Origin of the sequence: Vibrio agarivorans (assembly GCF_030409635.1) — a bacterium.
Taxonomy (GTDB): Bacteria; Pseudomonadota; Gammaproteobacteria; order Enterobacterales; family Vibrionaceae; genus Vibrio; species Vibrio agarivorans.
This window is the reverse complement of record NZ_JAUFQF010000004.1, coordinates 1,712,926-1,736,545: the sequence shown is the minus strand read 5'-3', so window position 1 is coordinate 1,736,545 and position 23,620 is coordinate 1,712,926. Positions and strand designations below refer to the sequence as shown.

General features: G+C 46.0%; 21 protein-coding genes. 5 read left to right on the top strand and 16 right to left on the bottom strand.

The window, feature by feature from the left end; all coding sequences use genetic code 11:
* Positions 1–18: 18 nt before the first annotated feature.
* The 10 genes from QWZ05_RS16460 to vcdP all read right to left on the bottom strand — a co-directional run bounded on the left by QWZ05_RS16460 (position 19) and on the right by vcdP (position 9,117).
* Complete coding sequence (locus tag QWZ05_RS16460) at positions 19–672, bottom strand: riboflavin synthase (protein ID WP_290299510.1); 654 nt, start codon at positions 670–672, stop codon at positions 19–21.
* A gap of 12 nt (positions 673–684) precedes the next feature.
* Positions 685–1,782 carry a bifunctional diaminohydroxyphosphoribosylaminopyrimidine deaminase/5-amino-6-(5-phosphoribosylamino)uracil reductase RibD gene (ribD, locus tag QWZ05_RS16455; protein WP_264878119.1) on the bottom strand — a complete coding sequence of 366 codons (1,098 nt, stop codon included), beginning with the start codon at positions 1,780–1,782 and terminating at the stop codon, positions 685–687.
* 11 nt (positions 1,783–1,793) lie between these two features.
* Positions 1,794–2,243 (bottom strand): transcriptional regulator NrdR, encoded by a 450-nt coding sequence (gene nrdR / locus QWZ05_RS16450; protein ID WP_164648904.1) that lies wholly within the window; start codon positions 2,241–2,243, stop codon positions 1,794–1,796.
* 125 nt (positions 2,244–2,368) lie between these two features.
* The gene (locus QWZ05_RS16445; protein WP_290299505.1) at positions 2,369–3,619 is read right to left on the bottom strand and encodes a glutamate-5-semialdehyde dehydrogenase; all 1,251 of its coding nucleotides are present in this window, start codon (positions 3,617–3,619) and stop codon (positions 2,369–2,371) included.
* Positions 3,620–3,637: 18 nt separating this feature from the next.
* Positions 3,638–4,777 carry a glutamate 5-kinase gene (gene proB / locus QWZ05_RS16440; protein ID WP_264878117.1) on the bottom strand — a complete coding sequence of 380 codons (1,140 nt, stop codon included), beginning with the start codon at positions 4,775–4,777 and terminating at the stop codon, positions 3,638–3,640.
* Positions 4,778–4,898: 121 nt separating this feature from the next.
* Entirely contained in the window at positions 4,899–5,285 is a 387-nt protein-coding gene (gene crl, locus QWZ05_RS16435; protein WP_290299502.1) for a sigma factor-binding protein Crl, read from the bottom strand.
* Positions 5,286–5,369: 84 nt separating this feature from the next.
* Complete coding sequence (gene frsA / locus QWZ05_RS16430; RefSeq protein ID WP_264878115.1) at positions 5,370–6,659, bottom strand: esterase FrsA; 1,290 nt, start codon at positions 6,657–6,659, stop codon at positions 5,370–5,372.
* 127 nt (positions 6,660–6,786) lie between these two features.
* Entirely contained in the window at positions 6,787–7,251 is a 465-nt protein-coding gene (gene gpt / locus QWZ05_RS16425; RefSeq protein WP_164648909.1) for a xanthine phosphoribosyltransferase, read from the bottom strand.
* A gap of 28 nt (positions 7,252–7,279) precedes the next feature.
* Entirely contained in the window at positions 7,280–8,569 is a 1,290-nt protein-coding gene (locus tag QWZ05_RS16420) for an NCS2 family permease (protein WP_264878114.1), read from the bottom strand.
* 461 nt (positions 8,570–9,030) lie between these two features.
* Positions 9,031–9,117: a small protein VcdP gene (gene vcdP / locus QWZ05_RS22425; RefSeq protein ID WP_494338390.1), complete on the bottom strand. Its 87-nt coding sequence runs from the start codon at positions 9,115–9,117 to the stop codon at positions 9,031–9,033.
* Between the two features lie 401 nt (positions 9,118–9,518).
* Here vcdP and QWZ05_RS16415 point away from each other — a divergent pair, with 401 nt between their 5' ends.
* From QWZ05_RS16415 to QWZ05_RS16400, 4 genes are all read left to right on the top strand, one after another.
* The gene (locus QWZ05_RS16415) at positions 9,519–10,991 is read left to right on the top strand and encodes an aminoacyl-histidine dipeptidase (RefSeq protein WP_264878113.1); all 1,473 of its coding nucleotides are present in this window, start codon (positions 9,519–9,521) and stop codon (positions 10,989–10,991) included.
* Between the two features lie 282 nt (positions 10,992–11,273).
* On the top strand, positions 11,274–11,720 hold the full coding sequence (locus tag QWZ05_RS16410; protein ID WP_264878112.1) for an ATP-dependent zinc protease family protein: 447 nt from the start codon (positions 11,274–11,276) through the stop codon (positions 11,718–11,720).
* A gap of 5 nt (positions 11,721–11,725) precedes the next feature.
* Positions 11,726–12,631, top strand: coding sequence for a 30S ribosomal protein S6--L-glutamate ligase (gene rimK / locus QWZ05_RS16405; RefSeq protein ID WP_264878111.1), 906 nt, complete (start codon positions 11,726–11,728; stop codon positions 12,629–12,631).
* Positions 12,618–13,682: a succinylglutamate desuccinylase/aspartoacylase family protein gene (locus QWZ05_RS16400; protein ID WP_264878110.1), complete on the top strand. Its 1,065-nt coding sequence runs from the start codon at positions 12,618–12,620 to the stop codon at positions 13,680–13,682. Before rimK ends, QWZ05_RS16400 begins: the two co-directional genes overlap by 14 nt.
* A gap of 95 nt (positions 13,683–13,777) precedes the next feature.
* On the opposite strand, the gene QWZ05_RS16395 is transcribed toward QWZ05_RS16400, so the two are convergent.
* The 4 genes from QWZ05_RS16395 to dinB all read right to left on the bottom strand — a co-directional run bounded on the left by QWZ05_RS16395 (position 13,778) and on the right by dinB (position 18,749).
* Entirely contained in the window at positions 13,778–15,142 is a 1,365-nt protein-coding gene (locus QWZ05_RS16395) for a sodium-dependent transporter (protein WP_290299496.1), read from the bottom strand.
* A gap of 93 nt (positions 15,143–15,235) precedes the next feature.
* Complete coding sequence (locus QWZ05_RS16390; RefSeq protein ID WP_290299494.1) at positions 15,236–16,786, bottom strand: sensor domain-containing diguanylate cyclase; 1,551 nt, start codon at positions 16,784–16,786, stop codon at positions 15,236–15,238.
* Between the two features lie 54 nt (positions 16,787–16,840).
* On the bottom strand, positions 16,841–17,587 hold the full coding sequence (locus QWZ05_RS16385; protein ID WP_290299492.1) for a DUF2884 family protein: 747 nt from the start codon (positions 17,585–17,587) through the stop codon (positions 16,841–16,843).
* Positions 17,588–17,684: 97 nt separating this feature from the next.
* Entirely contained in the window at positions 17,685–18,749 is a 1,065-nt protein-coding gene (gene dinB / locus QWZ05_RS16380; protein WP_290300814.1) for a DNA polymerase IV, read from the bottom strand.
* A gap of 194 nt (positions 18,750–18,943) precedes the next feature.
* Here dinB and QWZ05_RS16375 point away from each other — a divergent pair, with 194 nt between their 5' ends.
* Positions 18,944–20,164 (top strand): response regulator, encoded by a 1,221-nt coding sequence (locus tag QWZ05_RS16375; protein WP_290299490.1) that lies wholly within the window; start codon positions 18,944–18,946, stop codon positions 20,162–20,164.
* Between the two features lie 54 nt (positions 20,165–20,218).
* Here the strand turns inward: QWZ05_RS16375 and dnaJ are convergent, their stop codons facing one another.
* Together dnaJ and dnaK are read right to left on the bottom strand one after the other, a co-directional pair.
* Positions 20,219–21,361, bottom strand: coding sequence for a molecular chaperone DnaJ (gene dnaJ, locus QWZ05_RS16370; RefSeq protein WP_290299488.1), 1,143 nt, complete (start codon positions 21,359–21,361; stop codon positions 20,219–20,221).
* Between the two features lie 215 nt (positions 21,362–21,576).
* The gene (gene dnaK, locus QWZ05_RS16365; RefSeq protein ID WP_264878103.1) at positions 21,577–23,490 is read right to left on the bottom strand and encodes a molecular chaperone DnaK; all 1,914 of its coding nucleotides are present in this window, start codon (positions 23,488–23,490) and stop codon (positions 21,577–21,579) included.
* Between the last annotated feature and the right edge of the window lie 130 nt (positions 23,491–23,620).

The following is a 23,620-nucleotide window of genomic DNA, read 5'->3' as shown; positions in this document are numbered from 1 at the left end:
ATTGTGTTTGTTCTTGGCTTAAGCGAAGCCGTTTTGCTGCAAAAATTCCATCGTCAAACGAGACTTAGGCTCTTGTGCTGCTTGCTTATTCATTAAACGTTCCATGTAGCGAGCAAGAACATCAACCTCAAGGTTTACCTTGCGTCCTACCTGAAAATCTTCAATCGTAGTCTCATCAGAAGTATGAGGAATAATCGTCAACTTAAACGTATTGTCGCGAATGTCATTGACCGTCAAGCTAATACCATCCACCGTAATTGAGCCTTTTTCGGCCACATACTTCTCAATATCTTCTGACATCTCAACCCATAGGTCGATTGCACGGCCTGAAGGAGAGCGCTCAACAATCTCACCCACACCATCAACATGGCCGGAAACAATGTGACCGCCAAAGCGTGTGGTTGGCAGCATAGCTTTCTCTAGGTTCACCTTACCGCCGACTTGATAGTCGACAAAGCCGGTTTTTTTCAGAGTTTCAACAGATAAATCTGCGCTGTATGACGAACCTGTAAAATGCGTCACCGTTAGGCACACCCCATTGGTGGCAATACTGTCACCCAGCTTCACATCTGACATATCCAGTTTGCCGACATCAACCGTGATGCTGATATCTTGACCTTTCTGCTCGATTGCCGACAGTGTTCCTACGGCTTCGATAATTCCTGTAAACATGGAAATAACTTCTTATTGATTGAATTTAGGCTCAGCGATGATACGAATATCAGGACCAATCTGACGAACATCTTTAAATTGCAGCTCTGTCACGTCACTCATACTTTCTAAGCCGAGTGCGCCCAGCAGCCCACGACCATCGCACCCCATTATTTTAGGCGCTAAATAGACAATTAGCTCATCAACCACTTGTGCTTGAATAAAAGCACTGGCTAAAGTGGCACCAGCCTCTACCCAGATATGATTGATATTGTGTTTATCAGCGAGCATTTGACAAAGCTGCTCAATATTAAATTGACCAGCCTCATCGAGTAGTGATTGCTCTTGCTCTGTTAGCACTAATACCTCGCCATCGGTATTAGACAGTTTAAGATCGGCGGTTAGCTTGTTTTGGCGGTCTAATATCACTCGCAACGGTTGGCGTAACGTTTGAGGTGCCATCGTGGCTATTGCTTCATCGCCAAGCTCGTCTGCACGAACATTTAACGATGCGTTATCGGCAATGACTGTCTGACTAGTAGAGAGAATCGCACCAGACAAAGCACGGAATTTTTGCACATCTTTACGCGCTGCAGCCGATGTAATCCACTGACTTTGACCATTCGCCAACGCGGTTTGACCATCAAGACTTGCCGCCATTTTTAGCTGCACAAATGGCTTGCCAGTACGCATGCGTTTTAAAAAGGCTGGGTTGAGCGCTTGGGCATCTTGCTCGAGCAAACCGACTTCAACCTCAATGCCCGCCTCTCGCAGCATCGCAATACCGCGTCCGGCAACTTGAGGATTTGGGTCTTGCATCGCACAAATCACTTTCGCTACACCCGCGTCGATCAAGCCCTTGGCGCAAGGGGGTGTACGGCCATAGTGAGAGCAAGGTTCAAGAGTGACATACGCTGTCGCGCCACGAGCTAACTCGCCTGCGGCTCTGAGCGCGTGCACCTCGGCGTGTGGCTCGCCCGCGCGTTGATGGTATCCTTCACCGATGATTTCACCATGCTTGGTGATCACACAGCCTACATTCGGGTTCGGGGCTGTGGTGTAACGACCGCGCCATGCTAACTGAATAGCGCGATTCATCATGTCATAATCCAATGACGTAAACGGGATCATCCGCTTGCTCCCTAGTTTTCTAGTTTCGCGATCTCTTCGCCAAACTCACGAATATCTTCAAAGCTACGGTAAACCGATGCAAAACGAATGTAGGCAACCTTATCGAGCTCTTTTAATTGCTCCATCACCAAATTACCAATCATATCGCTTGGCACTTCACGCTCGCCCGTCGCACGCAGTTTAGATTTGATTAAGCTGATGGCCAACTCAACAGAATCGGCACTGACTGGGCGTTTTTCCAGCGCACGTTGCAAACCGCCCACCATTTTGTCTTCGTTAAATGGTTCGCGATTGCCATTCGATTTAATGACCTTAGGCATCACCAACTCAGCGGTTTCAAATGTAGTAAAACGCTCACTACAAGCCAAACACTGGCGACGTCGGCGTACTTGGTGACCGTCTGCTACCAGTCGGGAGTCAATCACCTTAGTATCGTTTTCGGAACAAAAAGGACAATGCATATCACCTCCAAATTAATCGGACTAGTGTAGCGGAATAAAGGCTTTGAAGAAAAGAAAAAGGGGCGAAGAACGCCCCTTTTTTCACTATGATTAGTAAGAGATTGTGATGAGTGACAGCGTGATATTTAGCTGCGTGCAAGGTAATCTGCTTTACCTACCCATTTATAGCTGGTGAGCTCTTCTAGTCCCATCGGGCCGCGAGCGTGCAGTTTTTGCGTTGATACCGCAACTTCTGCGCCAAGACCAAACTGCGCACCATCAGTAAAACGCGTTGACGCATTAACATAAACCGCAGCAGAGCCAACTGAATTAATAAACAGCTCTGCATTTTGTAGACTGTTCGTCATAATCGCATCAGAGTGGCTCGCATTGTGTACTCGCATATGATCTATGGCTTCACGCACATCTTTTACCACACGGACACCTAACGTGTAACTTAGCCATTCTGTATCGAAGTCACCCTCTTGTGCAGAGCGTACCTCTTTGGCATTGGCCAGTAGTTCACCCACCGACTCATCAGCCACAAATGCCACACGTTCGGAAAGCTGAGACGCCAGTTTAGGTAATAATTCTGCCGCAACATCTTGATGAACCAATAAGGTATCAAGCGAGTTACACGCCGATGGGCGTTGAACTTTTGAGTTTTCGACCACAACTAAAGACTTGTCGATATCTGCGCTTTGATCCACAAAGATATGGCTGATACCAAAGCCGCCGATAATCACTGGAATCGTGCTGTTTTCTTTACACATTTTGTGCAAGCCCGCACCGCCTCGTGGGATAATCATATCCACGTAGTCGTCCAGTTTAAGAAGCTGTGAAACCAGTTCACGGTCTGGCTTTTCAATGTATTGTACCGAGGCCGCTGGCAGCTCAGCTTTAGCCAGTGCAGATTGGATTATTTTGACCAACTCCATGTTCGAGAAGAAGGTCTCTTTACCACCACGTAAAATACTGGCATTGCCCGTCTTCAAACACAAAGCAGCTATATCAATCGTCACATTTGGGCGCGCTTCGTAAATCACTCCCACCACACCGAGTGGTACGCGGCGACGAGAAAGCGACATGCCGTTCTCAAGTACTTTGCTATCGATTTCACTGCCGACCGGGTCGTTTAAGTTGATCACGTTACGCACATCATTCGCGATCTCTCGCAAGCGCTCACTGTTCAACAATAGGCGATCAAGCAGTGCCTCTGTGAGACCTGCCTCACGACCTAGTTGGATGTCTTGAGCATTTGCTGCGAGAATCGTCGCTTCATTCGCTTCTAACTCATCTGCAATCAACGCTAACGCGCGGTTCTTTTGCGAGGTTGAAGCCGTTGCAAGGTGGAAAGCAGCCTCTTTTGCTGCTTTCCCCATAACTGTTAAGTCCATGCTTAAAATCCTTTGCTGTTACTCTTGGATCAAGACTAAATCATCACGGTGGATCACTTCTGCACCGTAGTCATAGCCAAGAATAGAAATAAAATCTTTACTGTGCTGGCCGATGAGCCTCGCTAAGTCTTCGCTCGAATAACTCACGATACCTTTTGCGATAAGCGCACCTTTTGCGTCTGTTACGCGGGCGACATCACCGCGCGAAAAACGGCCTTTGATCGATGTGACACCCTTTGCCAATAGGCTACTTCCGGTGCTGCTCAAGGCTTTCACTGCACCATCATCAACAATGATGTCACCAGTTATTGATGGGCCTGCCAGAATCCAACGCTTGCGGTTCTCCAGCGCCTCTTCACAAGGTAAAAAACGAGTGCCTTGCGGCGTATCACTGAGCGAATCAAACACCACATTGGGCGCACTGCCTGCGGCAATAATCACTTCAATACCGGCTCGGCGCGCGACATCTGCGGCTTGTAACTTGGTCGCCATGCCGCCAGTACCAAGGTTGGTGCCGCTGCCACCCGCTATTTTACGCAGCGTATCATCGATGGTTTTCACCTCTTTGATCAACTCTGCGTTCGGGTCTTTACGCGGGTCTGCCGTAAACAGGCCTTTTTGGTCAGTGAGTAGCAATAACTTGTCGGCACTGCATAAGATGCCAACAAGAGCCGACAGGTTATCGTTGTCGCCAACTTTGATTTCGGTCGTTGCAACGGCATCATTTTCATTCACGACCGGTACAATGCCGTTTTCAACTAAAGCATGAATAGTGTCGCGTGCATTCAAGAAACGCTCACGATCTTCTAAGTCGGCGCGAGTAAGCAACATCTGGCCAATTTTGATGCCGTAAATAGAAAAGAGTGCTTCCCATGTCTGAATCAATTGACTTTGACCTACCGCAGCAAGCAGTTGTTTACTGGCCATTGCATTGGGGAGTTTGGGGTAGTTCAGGTGCTCACGACCTGCGGCAATCGCACCCGATGAAACCAAAACAACCTGATGACCCTGTTGTTTTAGCTGCGCGCATTGACGAACCAACTCTACCATATGGGCGCGATCTAGCGCCTGAGTGCCTCCGGTGAGGACACTGGTACCCAATTTAACGACAATTGTCTGCTTTTTTAGCGCAATCTCTTGCTGCTGAGTAGAAATCATAATGTTTAATTCAAATGAATCATGGTTAAAAATGAAAGATTCATTGTTTTAACAATCAATGCACCAATAAACAAGAAAAAGGTGCCAAAGGCACCTTTTTCATTTTCTTTCGCCGAAAAATCTACACAAATTCTTCAGATTCTTGGTCTAACGTGACGCTCAATGAGAATGGCTCTAAAACAGTAAGCAACTTCTCATGGAAGTTCACTTGCGTCTTCACGACCTCTTGCACTGCTGTCGCATCCACTGCTTCTTCCGACCAAGTGCCAGCGAGCGTATAACGTCCCTTGTGATATTTGGCCACAAACCCACCTTCAACCACAGCCAACGTTAGCCACCAACCCCAAAACTCGCGCTCTTCAGGTGACTTACTGTCATCCACACATGAGGCAAGACAATCAAACAAGAATCGCTCTTTTGAGCACTCCTGCTCGCGTAAATAAGGGCCAATCGCTTTAAACGTTGAGAGTAAACGGTAGTGAGTCGGGCTTTTCGTCATCTCTGACATAGCAGACACTCCTTTGCTTTTTTTGTTATGTATCGTTCGTAACGCCTTGTCACTTAACCATCATTCAACATTTTAATCACAAAGTCACCTTAGAAGTTCACTTTCCATCCACTTTATCGCTAATTCGAGGGATTGCTCATACCCTTTTGAGATATTGTCAGATTTTATCTTTTTCGCTTTACCGCCCAAACTATATAACGCGACTAGCTGATTATCAGACTCAGGACAGATCGGATCATTCTCCATGCTCATCGCTAAAATAGGGACTTTTGTACGGCGAGTATTAATAATCCCTTGTACTTTCAATGACCACTTCATCATGAAGTAGCTCAATGACGACACATCTACCATGGTTTTACCCAAGCGAGAAGCCAGCATATCAAGATACATCTTTGGCATGCTCTTGATGCTCTCGGGTGTCGAGAGTACTTTGTGTACCGGTGCGCCAATCGCCACACAAGCTGACACCTTCTCTTGCTCTAGGAATGACAAACGAATCATACTATTACCGCCAAAGCGGAAGCCGAGCAAACCCACACGGTTATGCGATACCCAAGGAAGATTTGGCAACTCATTCAACACCGCTTGGTGGATCTCTGAACTGTCTTCATTGAGCGTCCAATGGCTACATGCACCGACTGATGGCATATCGACAGTAATCATGCCAATACCACGCGGCCGTAAGTAGTCACGATACAAACGCCACATGTCGGTCTGCAAAGAATCCAAACCCGCACTGACCACAACAACCGGAAATGGGTGCTGAGTATGCGGTACATGCAGTCGTGCATCGAAATGGCGGTTTTGGAATGGGATCTTTAACGTGCGGACAAAGTTGCTTGTCGCTTTAGCCCCTTCATCATAGGCGGCATTGGCTAGCACTTGAGCTTGAACAGACAGATTATCGCTCTTGAGGTGGGGATAACCCGCAATGGAATAACATAGAGAAGCCGAGAAATGCTTATCAGCTTTGGTTTCACCCTCAAGATTGACCGCCTCTTTTTGATAGTGAGCGCCCAATTTTGTCCACTCATAAGCCCAGTTACCTGAGCGATAGCCCATAACAGTATCAAGCCAAAAATCGTGAGTCCTAGAGTTGTCTGAGCCTGCAATTTTCGCCAGAACCTCCTCTTGGTCGAGCGGATCGACACCCTGCCATATCCACTGCATGCGGCGTAATCCACGATACCAACCACTGTTTTCTGACACATGGCGTTCATCGAGCCACGCTTGATCGGTTGGAAGGTAGCGCGTTAACGCTGAGGTTTCTTTCGCTTGTTTGTGAGTAGTGAAGAGCTTTTCAGATAAGTTCTTGGTGGCAGCTTCTTGAGGTTTACCCGACTCTGCAGGTGAAGGTTGTGTATCTTTGGTCATAATGAAGGGGTACCCATTAATTTACTCCGAACCATAGTACATCCTTCATAAAAAAAAAGCTCCCGCGTTTAGCGAGAGCTTAGTTTCAAACTGTAATCAACGTAAGAACTGTAATCTACGTAAGAAACTACTTGTGCTTACGGTTGATAGGTTCGATGTATTGGATTGTCATATCCCAAGGCTGCTCAATCCAAGTGTCTTGAGGGATGTCAACGATATATTCATCAACCAAGTCAACACCAGCTGGCTTTGCACATACAGTGATAAGCTTAGCTTTCGGGTACATTTCACGAATCTTACGTGCAGTGTCACCGCTGTCTACTAGGTCATCAACGATTAGGAAGCCTTCACCATCGTGCTCTGGCGCTTTAAGTACGCTCATATCGCGTTGGTGGTCATGATCGTAGCTAGAGATACATACTGTATCAACGTAACGAATACCCAGTTCACGAGCTAAGATAGCCGCTGGAACAAGGCCGCCACGGCTAACGCCGATAATGCCTTTCCACTGCTCTGCTGGCATCTGTTTTTCAGCTAGCTGACGGCAGTAATTCTGCATGTTATCCCAAGTGATGATGAATTTATTGCTCATTATTCAAACCTAAATATTTACTGTGGTATTAACCTACGATGTATTTCACAACGAAGATAGCAGACATAACCCAAACGCTCAAAGAAACGTCACGGCCCTTGCCACTCATCGTTTTGATCGCAGCGTATGAAATAAAGCCTAGCGTGATACCTTCTGCAATTGAGAAAGTCAAAGGCATCAGCAAGCAAGTAACAACAACAGGTGCTGCTTCTGTCAGGTCTCGCCAGTCAATACTAACCAAACCAGACATCATAAGAATAGCAACGTAGAACAAAGCGCCAGCTGTCGCGTATGCCGGAATCATACCAGCAAGTGGCGAAAAGAACAGCGCAAGCAGGAACAAAATACCCACGACTACGGCAGTCAAACCCGTACGACCACCTGCCGCAACACCTGCCGCACTTTCAATGTAAGACGTTGTATTTGACGTACCTAATACCGCACCTACCGACGTTGCTGTTGAGTCTGCAAGTAGTGCGCGATTAAGGCGAGGAATCTTGCCATCTTTATCAATCAGATTCGCTTTTTGTGATACACCTACCAAGGTGCCCGCGGTATCAAACAGGTCAACGAATAGGAAAGCAAACACAACAGAAATCATACCAACTTCAAAAACTGCTGAGAAATCTAGCTGCATGAATGTTGGTGCCAGGCTTGGTGGTGTCGACATAATGCCACCCCACTGAACATCACCAAACACAAGACCAAGTGCAGTAACAGCCAAGATAGCCATCATTACAGCACCTTTGTAACCATGATGTACAAGCGCGATAGTCAAGAAGAAACCAAAAGCAGCCAATACCGCTTGGATAGAGGTAATATCGCCCAACTGCACCAATGTCGCTGGGTTATCAACCACAATGCCCGCATTTTTTAGTGCGATAAAGGCAAGGAAAAGACCGATACCCGCTGAAATACCCGTACGCAATGACAATGGAATCGAGTTGATAATCCACTCACGGACTTTAAAGACACTCAAAAGGATAAATAGAATACCCGAGACAAATACTGCTGCCAGAGCAACTTGCCAGGTGTAACCCATACCGAGAACAACAGCGTAGGTGAAGAAGGCATTCAAACCCATACCTGGTGCTTGCGCGATTGGGTAGTTAGCGACAAAGCCCATGATGAAACAGCCAATAGCAGCGGCAAGACACGTTGCGACAAAAACTGCGCCGCGATCCATACCTGCATCAGCCAAAATAGCTGGGTTGACGAAGATAATGTACGCCATGGTCAGGAATGTAGTGATACCTGCGATAATCTCAGTACGGACATTTGTGCCATTTTCACTGAGTTTAAATAGCCTTTCGAGCATTTTATTAATCCTTTTGCGGAAAAGTAAACGGTTGCGTAAACGATTGGTCGGGATTATAAAGTTATCAAATTGCAAATTCCACTGACATAAGTCATAAGATTTAAGAAAAATTCAATTTACATACTCAAAAGTTCGACTAAAGAGCGGCATATCAATAATTAGATCTTATAAATCATGACTTTATTTTCTACAGTCTATTAACGACAAAATGAGTAAAAAACGCACCATGTTGTAATCTTTCACTCTTATTTTTCAAGGTGAAATGGATTACATTGATGAAATCGGCTTATTGAAATGAAATTTGGCGCACATAGAGAAAATATGCCAGTTGCCGTTTGATTTTTATTCAGGCAAAAAAAACGCCACTCAGTAGGAGTGGCGGTAGAATCGTTCAACCTAAGTTAGGTTGTAATAAAATTCCAAATAAATCGGGGGTTGAACAAAATGTTCAAGTAACAAACTTAGTATCCAAAGCTTGTTGGGTATGCAAAGTCACCGGTGAAAACACCCTTGTTATTCCAGAACATTGCAGAAGGTAAACCTTTCATCGCTATCACCTATCAATCAAAATTAAACAAAAATGATTTCTCGGTTCCCTGGAGGCGATAAATCGGACTCATCCTTTGAGCATTTACAGCTGCCTAAGCAACGGTGATAAATATACCACCCTGAAAATTTATTACAACAATAATAACGATCAAAATCACAAAAACATCAAAATTCGTATGTAAATCGATAATTATGTAAGTAAATTACAAACACCCGTGCGCAACTCATCACCTATGCCATTGATTCAAGCACTGTACCCGCTATTTTGCATCCATCGAACAGAGTGATATGCTAACCCCTAAGTAAAGCTCAGTGTAATCAACCATGCATATGCCAGTGACCCAACAACAATAACTGCATGGTGAGAACACATTTCACTCGCCTTTTAAGGAGCATTCCTGTGACTGATTTCCTCAAACAGATTCAAACTCAGACTTCAAACCCAATCTGGCCTTTCTTTGCCACCATCTGCTCGATCCCGCACCCTTCAAAATATGAAGAAGCGTTGGCAACGCATATTGTCGAGTGGGCTCAAAGCAAAGGCCTTGAAGTCAAGCGCGATCAAACCGGCAATGTCTTTATCAAGAAGCCTGCTACGACAGGGATGGAAAATCGCAAAGGTGTCGTTTTACAAGCGCATATTGATATGGTGCCGCAGAAAAACGAAGACACGCAACACGACTTCACCACTGACCCGATCCGTCCTTATATCGATGGTGAGTGGCTAACGGCTCAAGGGACGACTCTTGGTGCTGACAACGGTATTGGCATGGCTTCCTGCCTTGCTGTTCTTGATGCTAATGATATTGAGCACGGTCCACTCGAAGTGCTGCTCACTATCGATGAAGAAGCCGGGATGACAGGTGCATTCGGCCTTGAATCTGGTTGGCTTGAAGGTGATATCCTGCTAAATACTGACTCTGAGCAAGAGGGTGAAGTGTATATGGGGTGTGCTGGAGGTATCGATGGTGCAATGACATTTACCCTCGAGCGTGAAGCGATTCCAAGTGGTTATGTCACTCAGCAACTGACACTGAAAGGCCTCAAAGGCGGCCACTCAGGTTGTGATATCCACACCGGTCGCGGCAACGCAAACAAGCTGCTTGGCCGCTTCTTAGCAGGCCACGCTAAAGAGCTGGATCTTCGTTTAATCGAATTCCGTGGTGGCAGCTTGCGAAATGCTATTCCTCGTGAAGCATTCGTGACGGTTGCTCTTCCTGAAAGCAACCTAGCCAAGTTGGATGAGCTGTTTAGCCACTACACACAACTGCTAACGCAGGAGCTCGGTAAAGTTGAGACTGACATTGTCTCTTTCAACGAGTCAATCAGCACAGAGCAACTGGCTATCGCGCCTACCTCTCAGGCTCGCTTCATTGCCGCATTGAATGCTTGCCCGAATGGGGTTATTCGTATGAGTGATGAGATTGAAGGCGTGGTTGAAACGTCACTGAACGTTGGTGTGATTACCACAGAAAACGACAAAATTACGGTACTGTGTCTGATCCGCTCTCTCATCGACTCTGGTCGTAGCCAAGTCGAAGGTATGTTGCACTCAGTTGCCGAACTTGCTGGTGCCGATATGAGCTTTAACGGCGCTTACCCAGGATGGAAGCCTGATGCCGACTCAGAGATCATGGCGATTTTCCGTGATATGTATGCAGGCATCTATGGCCATAAGCCAAACATAATGGTGATTCATGCTGGCCTTGAGTGTGGACTGTTTAAGAAGCCGTATCCTGACATGGATATGGTGTCCTTCGGGCCGACGATTAAATTCCCGCACTCACCAGATGAGAAGGTGAAAATCGATACGGTTGACCTTTTCTGGCAACAAATGGTCTCACTACTCGCCGCTATTCCTGAAAAAGCATAAACGCTAACCTTTTTAAGCCGAGCTATCGCTCGGCTTTTCTTTTATTAATTTTCAACAACTTAAACCAAGCTATCACCCCTCCCTCCCCTGTTGCATAAATATTATTTGTCGTCTAGGTAATTTTTATTCGTTAGTCAGTCCGAGTTATCGCTGATAAATTCCGCGCCATCAAGATGAAGTGCTTTACTTAGATTAGTTTGCACTGAACGAAATCACGCTTATTCGCTATGACTTAATCACTATGAATAGGCACCTTAATTTGCATTATTGGTTGACTCCAAAATGAAAGAAAAAATCATCACTGGCTGGCGTGAATACCTAAGCCTACCTCAATTAGGAATTGAAAAAATAAAAGCGAAAGTGGACACCGGAGCAAGAACGTCCTGTATCCACGCATTCAAAGTTGAAACTTTTGACAAACAACAAGACGGCAAAAATCAGCAGTGGGTGAGATTTTGGGTACACCCAAATCAACACGACGAACAAACAGAAATCGTCTGTGAAGCAAAAGTTATTGATGAGCGTTTGGTAAGAGACTCTGGTGGTCACGAAACCATGCGCTGGGTAATAGAGACAGAACTGAAAATCGGTAAACAGAGCTGGCCAATTGAAGTCACTCTCACCAACCGCGACAACATGGCTTTCCGTATGCTTTTGGGTAGAACGGCAATGGAAAACCGTATTTTGGTCGACCCGACCGAATCATTTTTAGTGAAATTTGAGGAGTAATATTAATGAAAATTGGCATCCTATCTCGCAATGCAAAACTTTACTCTACTCGTCGACTAATCGAAGCTGCTCAAGCGCGTGGTCACGAGGTAAAAGTGGTTGATGCACTGCGTTGCTATATGAACATTAACTCTGAAAAACCTCAAATTCACTACAAGGGTGAAGAGCTCATCGATTTTGATGCCATCATTCCTCGCATTGGCGCATCTGTTACCTTTTATGGTACAGCGGTTTTACGCCAGTTCGAAATGATGGGGGTGTATCCAGTCAACGAATCGGTGGCCATCACTCGCTCTCGTGACAAGCTTCGCTCAATGCAGCTTTTGTCACGTAAAGGCATCGGTATGCCTATCACAGGTTTTGCAAGCAAGCCTGATGACGTTAAAGACCTGCTCGATATGGTCGGCGGCGCGCCAGTCGTCATCAAGCTCCTTGAAGGGACACAAGGTATTGGTGTTGTTCTCGCTGAAACGCGTAAAGCAGCGGAAAGTGTTGTTGAAGCGTTTATGGGCCTGAAAGCCAACATCATGGTGCAAGAGTACATTAAAGAAGCAGGCGGCGCTGACATTCGTTGCTTTGTTATTGGTGACAAGGTGATCGCTGCGATGAAGCGTCAAGGTGCAGAGGGCGAGTTCCGCTCTAACCTACACCGTGGCGGCACAGCTTCTTTGGTAAAAATCACTCCTGAAGAGCGCCGTACTGCGGTTGCAGCGGCAAAAATCATGGGGCTGAACGTAGCAGGAGTTGACTTGCTTCGCTCTGAACGAGGCCCATTGGTGATGGAAGTTAACTCCTCACCAGGCCTAGAAGGCATCGAAGCAGCAACTGGTAAAGATGTAGCGGGCATGATCATCGATTTCATCGAGAAAAACGCCGCTAGCAAAAGGACGCAAACTCGTGGCAAAGGTTAAATTCAACCAACCATTCGAACTGCTGGGGGAATCGACCCCAGCAGGGTCTCGCTCTGTGATTGAAATTGAGGGACCTAAACTTTATACCCACTCACCACTCTCAATTCCGGTTGAAGTGATAAACGGCAAATATCCAGGCCCAGTGCTTATGGTTAATGCAGCGATTCACGGTGATGAGTTAAATGGCGTAGAAGTCGTAAGACAGCTGATTGATACGCTTGATGAAACGAAACTAAAGGGCACGGTAATCGCAGTACCGATCGTCAACACGTTTGGTTTTATTCACAAATCACGTTACCTACCTGACCGTCGTGACCTCAACCGTTGCTTCCCAGGTAGTGAAAAAGGATCTTTGGCTTCGCGTGTCGCTCATACTTTCTTTGATGCATTGGTGGGCAAGTGTGATTATATCCTCGACCTCCACACCGGGGCGATACACCGCACTAACTTACCACAAATCAGAGCTGACTTGAGCAACCCAGAAACGCTACGTATCGCTAAAGCATTCGCGACTCCCGTGATTGTCGATGCACCACTACGTGACGGGTCATTGCGCAGCGAAGCCGAGCGTTTAGGTATTCCTGTATTAACCTATGAGGCAGGTGAAGCATTGCGTTTCGAACCGATTTGTATCTCGGCGGGTTTCATCGGCGTGCAACGAGTGATGAAAGCTATTGGTATGCTGCGTGCAAGCCGTAAAAAGTTACCGACTCCGGTGATTGCAAAATCCACAAGTTGGATCCGCGCAGAAGACGACGGTATTTTACGTACCCAAGTATCACTCGGTGATAAGGTAGAAAAAGGCCAAATCATCGCCTACATCGCCTCACCACTGGGTCACAGTGAAGTAGCGATCAAAGCGCATCGAAGCGGCATTGTGATCGGTCAGCAAACCCTTCCACTGGTTAACGAAGGTGATGCTATCTTCCATCTGGCCTACTTCACTCAAGATGAAGAGCAAGTTGAACAAGTCGTCGATGAGTTTATTGTTGAAGTCGCAAACGAAGATGAGCCATTAACCACTGGTGCTATCGAGATTAAGAACCCTTAACTCGTCGTCAAATTACCCAAGAACTACAAAGCCGAGCAATTTAACCTGCTCGGCTTTGTTTTATTCCAACATCACAGCTCGATTTATCAACTCACTTAAAAAAACGAAGCCCAAATGATCGCCCCAACAAGTATTGGGCAAACAACTTTCACGTAGATTGGCCACACCTTACCGAGCAGGCTGTGTTTAAAGTCTGCATCTCCCTGCTCTATCTCAGCCAACTTAGCACTTCGACTCCAAGCCCAACCACCAAATAAACAGATCATCATTGCAGCGAAAGGCTGTAAATACTGTGTCGCGACCATCGCAACCAATCCAAACAGTTGACCGAAGTTCGCGACAATAACCAAGCTGAACAGTGCGATGATACTACCCAGCACATAAGTCGTGGTTGAGCGCTGAGTGTTGAACCGTTCGCACACTAAAGCGACTGGGCACTCCAGCATCGAGATCGAAGACGTTAGCGCCGCGATAGTAAGCAACAAGAAGAACACAATTGCAAAGAGCTGTCCCAAAAGCCCTAGGCTCTCAAACATCAGGGGCAGTACGGTAAAGACTAGCGTGTCTGAGTTCAGCAAACTGCCATCAGCGGCATAAATTTCAACGCCTTGGTTCATAGCGACGTACATCGCTGGGATCACCACAAGGCCAGCAATAATAGCGACGGCTGAATCGACAACCGCAACGCTCATCGCCGCCTTCGGCAGGCTCTCTTTTTTACTCAAATACGAACCATAAATCAGCATTGAGCATCCACCAATCGTTAGCGAGAAAAAGCCCTGCCCCATTGCTGCAAGGAGCAACTGTCGATCCCAAATTTTACTAAAGTCAGGGATCAGATAGTGCTTGAGACCTTCCATCGCGCCTTGTTGCATCATGATGTAGATAAACAATACCAAGAAAAGCACAAACAAAGCCGGCATGAGGCGAGTCGACCACTTTTCGATCCCTTGCTTTACACCACTGCGCACAATCAGCATCGTTAGCCAATAGAACACAAGTGTGCCTGCCACATTACGGGTCAAAGAGAAGCCTTTAAACCACTGTGCGATGTCTACTGCCCCTAGCGCTTCAAAAATTGCACCAAAAAAGAAGCAGATTAACCAGCCGCCGACAATGCTGTAAAAGCCCATCACTGCGCAGGGTACAAGCAAGCTCAACCAACCCGAAGCTTGACCAAAACCACGATTCAATCGGCTTGTACCTAGCGACACTAAACTGTCAATTGGGTTCGCTTGTCCATGTCGGCCGATTGCCATCTCTAGCAATAGCATTGGAAATGCGACGACAATAATCATCACTGTATAAACAAAAAGAAATGCCCCACCACCATTACTGGCTGCTTGAGTAGGAAAGCCCCAAATATTGCCAAGCCCGACAGCTGCACCTGCCGCAGCAAGTACGAAGCCCATACGAGATCCAAAGCTTTCTCGTTGAAAAGTGTCTGTTACACCGCTCATAAAAACACCAACATACTAGTTTGCGAGTACGATAGCGACAAAAACAAACAATAGCAATGCTATGCGCCATACAATACCGCAATATGAAGATATTTAATCTACAGCTAAGTGTAATTTAGGTTTTACATCCTTATATTTCGAATAAGAGCAGCGATTTCGACCAAGTGACTTCGCATGATACAGCGCTTCATCAGCGCAACGAAAAATCGCTTGTTGCTGTTCGAGATCGTCACTGGTGATAGACACTGCCCCTAGGCTTATAGTAAGCAAATGGTGGATATCAGAAAACTCATGCACAATGGCCAATTCTTCTACTGCACGTCGATATGTCTCTGCGATGGCCTCGACCAAAATGGTTTGCTCACTTGACAGCACAACACAAAATTCCTCACCGCCAAAACGTGCCAACAACTTTGGCATGTCGTTGGAGACATCACGTAAGCAATGTGCCACTGCCTTTAATGCCTCATCACCTTGAACATGACCATAGTGATCATTGTAAGGCTTGAAAAAATCAACATCGATCAAAAGGACAAGATGATGTTGGGCCTTGTTTGCACGCAGCTCCTGCCAATAAGTGTGCAATCGATGGCGATTGGCTAGCTCTGTCAGCGCATCATGGTCGGCATGAAATTGTAGCGTACGTTTTGTGGCTTCTAACTCTTTAAATATCAGGGTTATTCGGCGTGCAAAATCTCTCATCTCAAATGAGATAAAGTCTTGCTCATTTGGCATGTAATCTTTCTGGTTCGCAAAATTGTTAAGCATCTGCGACGCCTGTTTTAACGGGCGAACAATCATATGCACGATGGCTAAAGCAAATAGGAACATAATTGAGGAGAATAGCGGTAATACGGCCAATTCTTGCCAAGAAATAAAGTGTGGTAGCTTAATCGAATGCTCGATACGCAAAACAACCGAAGGCTGATTCGCATAGTCAAGTAATTTAATATAGGTGATATTAGGCTCGTTTTCAGGAGGGCCCTGTGGGAAGTCTTCTGAGTTGTGTATCGTTACGCTCAACCCGGTCGCTAACTTAAGCGACCGCATCACCTGAGAGGTGATTGGACGAACAAAGAGAGAATAGCCGTGAGTACAATCAGATCCATCGCTCGAACAAATTCTGGCTGTTGCGATAAATGCAGGTTGGTCGTTAACCATCATAAACTTCACGACCGGCGTGATCTGATCAGTACGTGAACGCAGCGTATCGGCCAGTAAACTGCCATAACGATACCGATACTCTTCAAAGCTCACATTACTTTGCGTGTTAGGGTCATACCCCTTAACGAATACTGGGCTAACATTTTGGTCGAAGATCAGCACAGCATTGAGCTGAGTAACATAAAAAAAGTGATCATTCAGATTCTCTAGAACAAATGCCTCTTTCGGGTCTTCAACATACTCGACAAGCTCATCCCAAGCAGAAAAATCTTCTAGAGACCGCGCTAAGTTATTGGATTGAAGATACACCATGGTGCGCACACGATTAACTTCTTCCACCTGCTGCTTTTGAGCGAGCTCTTGTGCTTGATCAAAAGTCCAAAAATATCGAAATGCCAAATACGTGAGCAAAAAGGCCATCGTCATAAACAGTGATGCGACGATGGTCAATTGCTTTACGGTTAAATGAGTCAGGCGCATACGGTGGATATTCGTTCCTCGTTAAGAGTCTTAGGCTGATTGTGTCTCACGTGATTAGATGCTAAACACGCGGTAGTTCTCTAGCTCAGGTATTTTCTTATGCAATTCTTGCTCTTGCTGCTGTAGACCTTCAAGCTCTTCACAAAGCCCATCTTTATCTTGCTTTAGCTGGTTCGCATGCTCTCGAAATCTTTGCTCTAGCTTCGCCTTTAGCTTGGCCATATCATCGGCCATCTGAGTTAAGTTCAATCCGCCCTCTTGATCCATTTTCGCTGACATTGCGGCAAAGGCATCTTCAAAAAACTCACTGGTAAATAGCGCCTTAGCTTGATCCATCTCGGCGTCCCACTGCGCAATAAACTCATCAAACGACGTCGCGGGGATAGTAAAATCTCCCTGATTGTAATATCGAGCCTGTAAGCCGGAGAAATAGTCTGTCATCGCCGCTTTCAAATCATCAAACGCAGTAGGTGCATCAATAGAAGCGGCAATCTCATCGACGATATCTAACGCCAAAGCCAACCCATCATCGGTGAGCTTTTTCACTTTCGGACCATAATCCGCTAAGCGTTGCTTATAATCCTCCATCGCTTGCTGTTGCTCAGGGCTTAGTTGCAATGATTCGCCACGTAAAGTAACACTGTTGTCACTTGCAATTGCCAACCTACTGCCATCTGATTCAACAATTTCTAAATGCTCTGCACTCACATTGACATTATTGTCTATGTCTATTCGGCATTGCGCAGCAAAGAGCATTGGCGTAAAGAGTAGGCTAGCTGCAACAATTATTGTGGATTTCATATCGACCTCGAAACAAACAGGAGAGCCCTTACATTATTAGATCAATCAACATCCAATAACAACTATTTAACTTTATGGCAAATTAACGGAAAAACAATTAGATAAGTGATAGCTGATGAATATCACCCGGCGGCTTCAATGTGACGTTGAGGCCCATTAAACGGATTCCTCGCCCTTTTTGTCGCTCAAGGATCTCTTTCAGTAAGGGTTTAAAGTCATCAAGATCCAAATGATTGTGCTGATGTTCTATGGTCGTCAATTGAAAGTCTGCAAACTTGAGTTTAATGCCCTGCTTTGCGATTTCACCTTGTTCACTGTGCCTAGCAAGACGACGCTGTAATTCTGGAAACAGCTTCTCTTCAAGCAATCCCCAGCACTCTTCATAGCTAAAAATATTGTGACTGAGTGTCCGTTCCACTCCTACGGACTTGCGTTCACGAGACGTCTCAACTTCACGATGATCAATACCGTTGCTTCGATTCCATAACGATGCGCCCAAACGGCCAAATTTACGGATAACCTCTGCCTGCTGACTGTGGCGAATATCGAGACAACGAAAATAACCTGCATTGTTGAGTTTCTCCAATGACACCTTGCCCACTCCGGGAATTTTCTCGAGCGGTAAGTCATCGATAAAGGCCTGAACCTCATCGGGGGTGACAACACAGATACCATTCGGTTTGTTAACATCAGAGGCCACTTTAGCAACAAACTTAAGTGGCGCTACCCCGGCAGAGGCGGTGAGATTTAACTCTGCTTCAATATCACACCGAATAGCGTTGGCAATAAGTGTTGCTGAGCCTTTACACTGTGTACTGTCGGTAACATCCAGATAAGCTTCATCCAATGATAAGGGTTCAATTAAGTCGGTATAGCGACGAAATATCTGATGTATATGCCGTGAAACCTGTTTATAAACCTCCATTCTACCGGGCACTAAAACCAGGCTCGGGCAAAGCTCGAAAGCCTTAATTGTTGGCATCGCACTGCGCACACCAAATTGACGTGCTTGATAGTTACATGTCGATACAACGCCTCTGCGCTTATCGCGGCCGCCCACCGCAATAGGCACATTTTTTAGCTCAGGATTGTCGCGCATCTCAACCGCGGCATAGAAACAATCCATGTCGATATGGATAATTTTCTTCACCACACACCTCAAATTTAACTGTATACATAAACAGTATAAATCATGAGGTTTTGCCATTCAATTCCGAGCCACTAGTGATATAGGTGAACTAAGCTAACATTCTGTTACATCTAGTCGCATCGTTACTCGCCTTTTCCCACAGTCGCCTTATGATGATAAAAAACTCAGCAATAGACTGAGAAACTGGGACACACAAAGGAGTGGTTGTGATGCATCAAGTACTTGTCGTAGAGGACAGTCGCGCATACCAAAACTATTTAAGCCAGCAGTTACGTCAAGCAGGATTTGATGTAATCTGTGCCAATTCACTTTTACAAGCAAAAGAGATCATTGCAGAACAACCGCAACTGCTTTGCGCCATACTCGATTATTGTTTGCCTGATGCTCAAGATGGTGAAGTGATCGATTGGGTCCTGCAGCATCAATATCGAGTAATTGTCTTGACTGCGACCTTTAATGAAAATGTTCGCGAGAGTGTGCTTGCTAAGGGTGTTGTGGATTACATTCTCAAAGACAGCATGGCTTCTGTCTCTTATTTGCTGCCTCTGGTGCACCGCTTGCGTAACAACCACAACCATAAAGCTCTAGTGGTTGATGATTCACGTACCGTGCGTAACCACATAACATACCTACTTAACCAACAATATATCACAACCATAGAGGCAGAAAACGGCCAACAAGCGCTTGAGCTTTTTCAGCAACACAGTGACATTTCAATCATCATTACTGACCACGATATGCCGATTAAAGACGGCATCAGCATGATTCGTGAATTACGAACAACGCATAACCCTAGCCAGTTGGCGATCCTCGGGCTCTCGGGCAGTGACGACCGCACAATGACCGCACAGTTTCTAAAAGCGGGAGCAAACGACTTTTTGTACAAGCCTTTCAATCAGGAGGAGTTGTTTTGTCGCATTCACCACCTATTAGAAATGAAAGAGGCGCACTTAGAGATGTATCGCCTTGCAAACCAAGATGCACTGACAGGACTGTGGAACCGTCGCTATTTGTTTAATCAGTCGTGTCCAAGCTCGTGTAGCGCGCGCTCCGTTGCCATGCTAGATATTGATTTCTTTAAAAAGGTCAACGACAACTACGGTCATGATGCTGGTGATTCTGCCATTCGCACTATCGCAAACATTTTGAAAATCTACTTTCCCGATGACGTGGTGGCAAGGTTTGGTGGCGAGGAGTTTTGTGTGCAAAGCTGTGCGCCTTATGAAGAATTCATCCAACGCTTGGAATCGGTTCGCTGCCGCGTTGAGAAAACCCCTGTGGCTCATGGTGACTTGAAAATACCTTTGACGATTAGTATTGGCTCTAGCCAAGACAAAGGCTCACTCGAGCAACAAATAAAATTGGCTGACGAAAGGCTTTATCAAGCCAAAGAGAATGGACGCAATCGACTTATCTGTACCCCTTAACGACAAAAACCTGCACAGCGGTGCAGGTTTTCAGTCATTTTAGCGAGTTGATGTCTAGCTAGTTAGGTCATCAAAGAACTTCTTCACGCCATCGAAAAAGCCTTCTGATTTCGGCTTATGCTTTACTGCTGCTTCGCCACCACAAGACTCTTCAAATTCTTTGAGTAGCTCTTTTTGACGTGAACTTAGGTTAACCGGAGTTTCAACAACCAGTTTAACAATCAAATCGCCAACACCGCCGCCGCGCACGCCTTTCACGCCTTTACCACGCATACGGAACATACGACCTGTTTGTGTCTCGGTTGGTACTTTCAGGTTCACACGACCATCAAGTGTTGGAACTTCAACTTCGCCACCAAGCGCCGCCATTGCAAAGCTCACAGGCACTTCACAGTAAAGACTGTTGCCATCACGCTCAAAAATGTGGTGCTCTTTCACGTGAACCTGTACGTACAAGTCACCAGCTGGAGCACCCATTTCTCCCGCTTCGCCTTCACCCGATAGACGAATGCGATCGCCAGTATCCACACCAGCAGGGATCTTAACGTTAAGTGTTTTGGTTTTCTGCTTACGGCCTTGACCATGACACACGTTACATGGGTCTTTAATGATCTTGCCTTTACCGTGACAAGTAGGACAGGTTTGCTGAACCGCAAAGAAGCCCTGGCGCATCTGAACCTGACCATGACCGTGACAAGTGCCACACGTTTCAGGCGATGAGCCTTTCTTCGCACCGCTACCGTCACAGGTATCACAGTGAACTAAAGTAGGTACTTCAATCTCTTTAGATACACCACGTACTGCTTCTTCTAGCGACAGTTCCATGTTGTAGCGTAGATCGGCACCGCGCTGAGCACGCTGTTGACCACCGCGACCACGGCCACCACCAAAAATGTCACCAAATACGTCACCAAAGATATCGCCGAAATCGCCTTGGCCGCCGCCAAAACCACCGCCGCCCATGCCGCCTTGTTCAAAGGCTGCGTGACCATATTGGTCATAGGCTGCTTTCTTCTGTGGATCAAGCAGGATCTCGTACGCTTCTTTTACTTCTTTAAACTTTTCTGCCGCAGAGTCATCACCCTGGTTACGGTCTGGGTGGTATTTCATCGCTAGGCGTTTATACGCCTTCTTAATATCGCGCTCTGATGCATCACGGCTCACGCCTAATACTTCGTAAAAATCACGTTTTGACATGTTCTTCGTCACCAATTTAGTACTGCTAACGGGCTTTACTGGAAAAAGCACCGCTGGGTGTTTGTATCGTTCTAGCTAAAAGCTTTTCTTCAAGATAAGCCATCTAGTCAGGCAAAGTATTTAGCTGGAACGACAAGAGTATTTACAAACATACGGGCGTATGAGTTTCCTCAAACGCCCGCAAGAATATAACAGTTAAGTCAAAAGACTAAGAATTACTTCTTCTCGTCTTCTTTAACTTCTTCAAACTCTGCATCTACAACGTCGTCTTGCTGAGGTTGCTCTGCACCTGCTTCAGCGCCTTGAGCCGCTTGAGCTTGTTGTTGAGCAATTTCCATCAACTTCTGAGCTGCTGTCATTAGAGCTTGAACTTTAGCGTCGATAGCTTCTTTATCTTCGCCTTTACGAGCTTCTTCAAGTTCAGTGATCGCTGCTTCAATCTTCTCTTTCTCGTCTGCAGGTAGAGCTTCACCAGCTTCTTCTACTTGCTTGCGAGTACCGTGAATCATTTGGTCAGCTTGGTTACGTGCAGTCGCTAGCTCTTCGAACTTCTTGTCCGCTTCTTTGTTTGCTTCTGCTTCTTGAACCATTTTCTCGATATCGTCGTCGCTTAGACCACCAGATGCTTGGATAGTGATCTTCTGCTCTTTACCTGTCTGCTTGTCTTTCGCAGATACGTGTAGGATACCGTCAGCATCTAGGTCGAATGTTACTTCGATTTGTGGCATGCCACGAGGTGCTGCTTGAATACCTTCTAGGTTAAATTGACCTAGAGACTTGTTGTAAGACGCTTGCTTACGCTCACCTTGTAGAACGTGGATAGTTACTGCGTTCTGGTTGTCTTCTGCTGTAGAGAAAACTTGGTTCGCTTTTGTTGGGATAGTCGTGTTCTTCTCAACAAGCTTAGTCATTACGCCGCCCATAGTCTCGATACCTAGAGACAGAGGAGTAACGTCTAGTAGAAGTACGTCTTTCACTTCGCCTGCAAGTACACCACCTTGAACTGCAGCACCCATTGCTACTGCCTCATCAGGGTTTACATCGCGGCGAGCTTCTTTACCGAAGAACTCAGCAACTTTCGCTTGAACCATAGGCATACGAGTCTGACCACCAACTAGGATAACGTCGTTGATGTCGCTTACAGACAGGTCAGCGTCAGCTAGAGCAACTTTTAGTGGCTCAAGAGAACGTTGAACTAGGTCTTCAACTAGAGATTCTAGTTTTGCACGCGTTACTTTAACGTTCATGTGCTTAGGACCAGTCGCGTCTGCAGTTACGTATGGTAGGTTTACGTCTGTTTGAGAAGTAGAAGAAAGCTCGATTTTTGCTTTTTCTGCTGCTTCTTTAACACGCTGCATTGCTAGAGGGTCGTTCTTAAGATCGATGCCTTGCTCTTTCTTGAACTCTTCTACTAGGTAGTTGATCATGCGGTTATCGAAGTCTTCACCACCAAGGTGCGTGTCACCGTTAGTTGCTAGAACTTCAAATGTTTTCTCGCCTTCAACTTCATCGATTTCGATGATTGAGATATCAAATGTACCACCACCAAGGTCGTAAACTGCGATAGTGCGGTCACCGCCTTTCTTATCAAGACCGTAAGCTAGCGCTGCTGCTGTTGGTTCGTTGATGATACGTTTAACTTCTAGACCTGCGATACGGCCAGCATCTTTAGTTGCTTGACGCTGAGCATCGTTAAAGTAAGCAGGAACTGTGATAACTGCGCCAGTTACTTCCTCACCAAGGAAGTCTTCAGCAGTTTTCTTCATTTTCTTAAGTACTTCAGCAGATACTTGAGGAGCAGCCATTTTTTGGCCTTTCGCTTCTACCCATGCATCGCCGTTGTCTGCCTTAACAATTTTGTAAGGCATGATTTCGATATCACGCTGTACTTCTTCGTCTTCAAAACGACGACCGATTAGTCGCTTAATAGCAAATAGCGTGTTTTCTGGGTTTGTTACCGCTTGACGTTTAGCAGGTTGACCAACCAGCGTCTCACCATCTGTGTATGCGATTACCGATGCTGTTGTACGCTCGCCTTCCGCGTTCTCGATTACGCGTGGCTTGTCACCGTCTAGAACAGCAACACAAGAGTTAGTAGTACCTAAGTCAATACCAATGATTTTACCCATCAGGCTATCTCCGAATAAATTCTATTTTCGTTTGGTTATATCCCCTATGTGGGGATGGAGAATCGGGATTCAACCCTATTAACAAACTAAAATAATCATGTTTGTTTCTCGTATGCTCAATAGATAGGGG

Bases quoted from the DNA above. Each gene is read 5' to 3' on its own strand.
- QWZ05_RS16460 (WP_290299510.1), bottom strand. From the start codon at position 672: ATGTTTACAGGAATTATCGAAGCCGTAGGAACACTGTCGGCAATCGAG.
- ribD (WP_264878119.1), bottom strand. From the start codon at position 1,782: ATGATCCCGTTTACGTCATTGGATTATGACATGATGAATCGCGCTATT.
- nrdR (WP_164648904.1), bottom strand. From the start codon at position 2,243: ATGCATTGTCCTTTTTGTTCCGAAAACGATACTAAGGTGATTGACTCC.
- QWZ05_RS16445 (WP_290299505.1), bottom strand. From the start codon at position 3,619: ATGGACTTAACAGTTATGGGGAAAGCAGCAAAAGAGGCTGCTTTCCAC.
- proB (WP_264878117.1), bottom strand. From the start codon at position 4,777: ATGATTTCTACTCAGCAGCAAGAGATTGCGCTAAAAAAGCAGACAATT.
- crl (WP_290299502.1), bottom strand. From the start codon at position 5,285: ATGTCAGAGATGACGAAAAGCCCGACTCACTACCGTTTACTCTCAACG.
- frsA (WP_264878115.1), bottom strand. From the start codon at position 6,659: ATGACCAAAGATACACAACCTTCACCTGCAGAGTCGGGTAAACCTCAA.
- gpt (WP_164648909.1), bottom strand. From the start codon at position 7,251: ATGAGCAATAAATTCATCATCACTTGGGATAACATGCAGAATTACTGC.
- QWZ05_RS16420 (WP_264878114.1), bottom strand. From the start codon at position 8,569: ATGCTCGAAAGGCTATTTAAACTCAGTGAAAATGGCACAAATGTCCGT.
- vcdP (WP_494338390.1), bottom strand. From the start codon at position 9,117: ATGAAAGGTTTACCTTCTGCAATGTTCTGGAATAACAAGGGTGTTTTC.
- QWZ05_RS16410 (WP_264878112.1), top strand. From the start codon at position 11,274: ATGAAAGAAAAAATCATCACTGGCTGGCGTGAATACCTAAGCCTACCT.
- rimK (WP_264878111.1), top strand. From the start codon at position 11,726: ATGAAAATTGGCATCCTATCTCGCAATGCAAAACTTTACTCTACTCGT.
- QWZ05_RS16395 (WP_290299496.1), bottom strand. From the start codon at position 15,142: ATGAGCGGTGTAACAGACACTTTTCAACGAGAAAGCTTTGGATCTCGT.
- QWZ05_RS16390 (WP_290299494.1), bottom strand. From the start codon at position 16,786: ATGCGCCTGACTCATTTAACCGTAAAGCAATTGACCATCGTCGCATCA.
- QWZ05_RS16385 (WP_290299492.1), bottom strand. From the start codon at position 17,587: ATGAAATCCACAATAATTGTTGCAGCTAGCCTACTCTTTACGCCAATG.
- dnaJ (WP_290299488.1), bottom strand. From the start codon at position 21,361: ATGTCAAAACGTGATTTTTACGAAGTATTAGGCGTGAGCCGTGATGCA.
- dnaK (WP_264878103.1), bottom strand. From the start codon at position 23,490: ATGGGTAAAATCATTGGTATTGACTTAGGTACTACTAACTCTTGTGTT.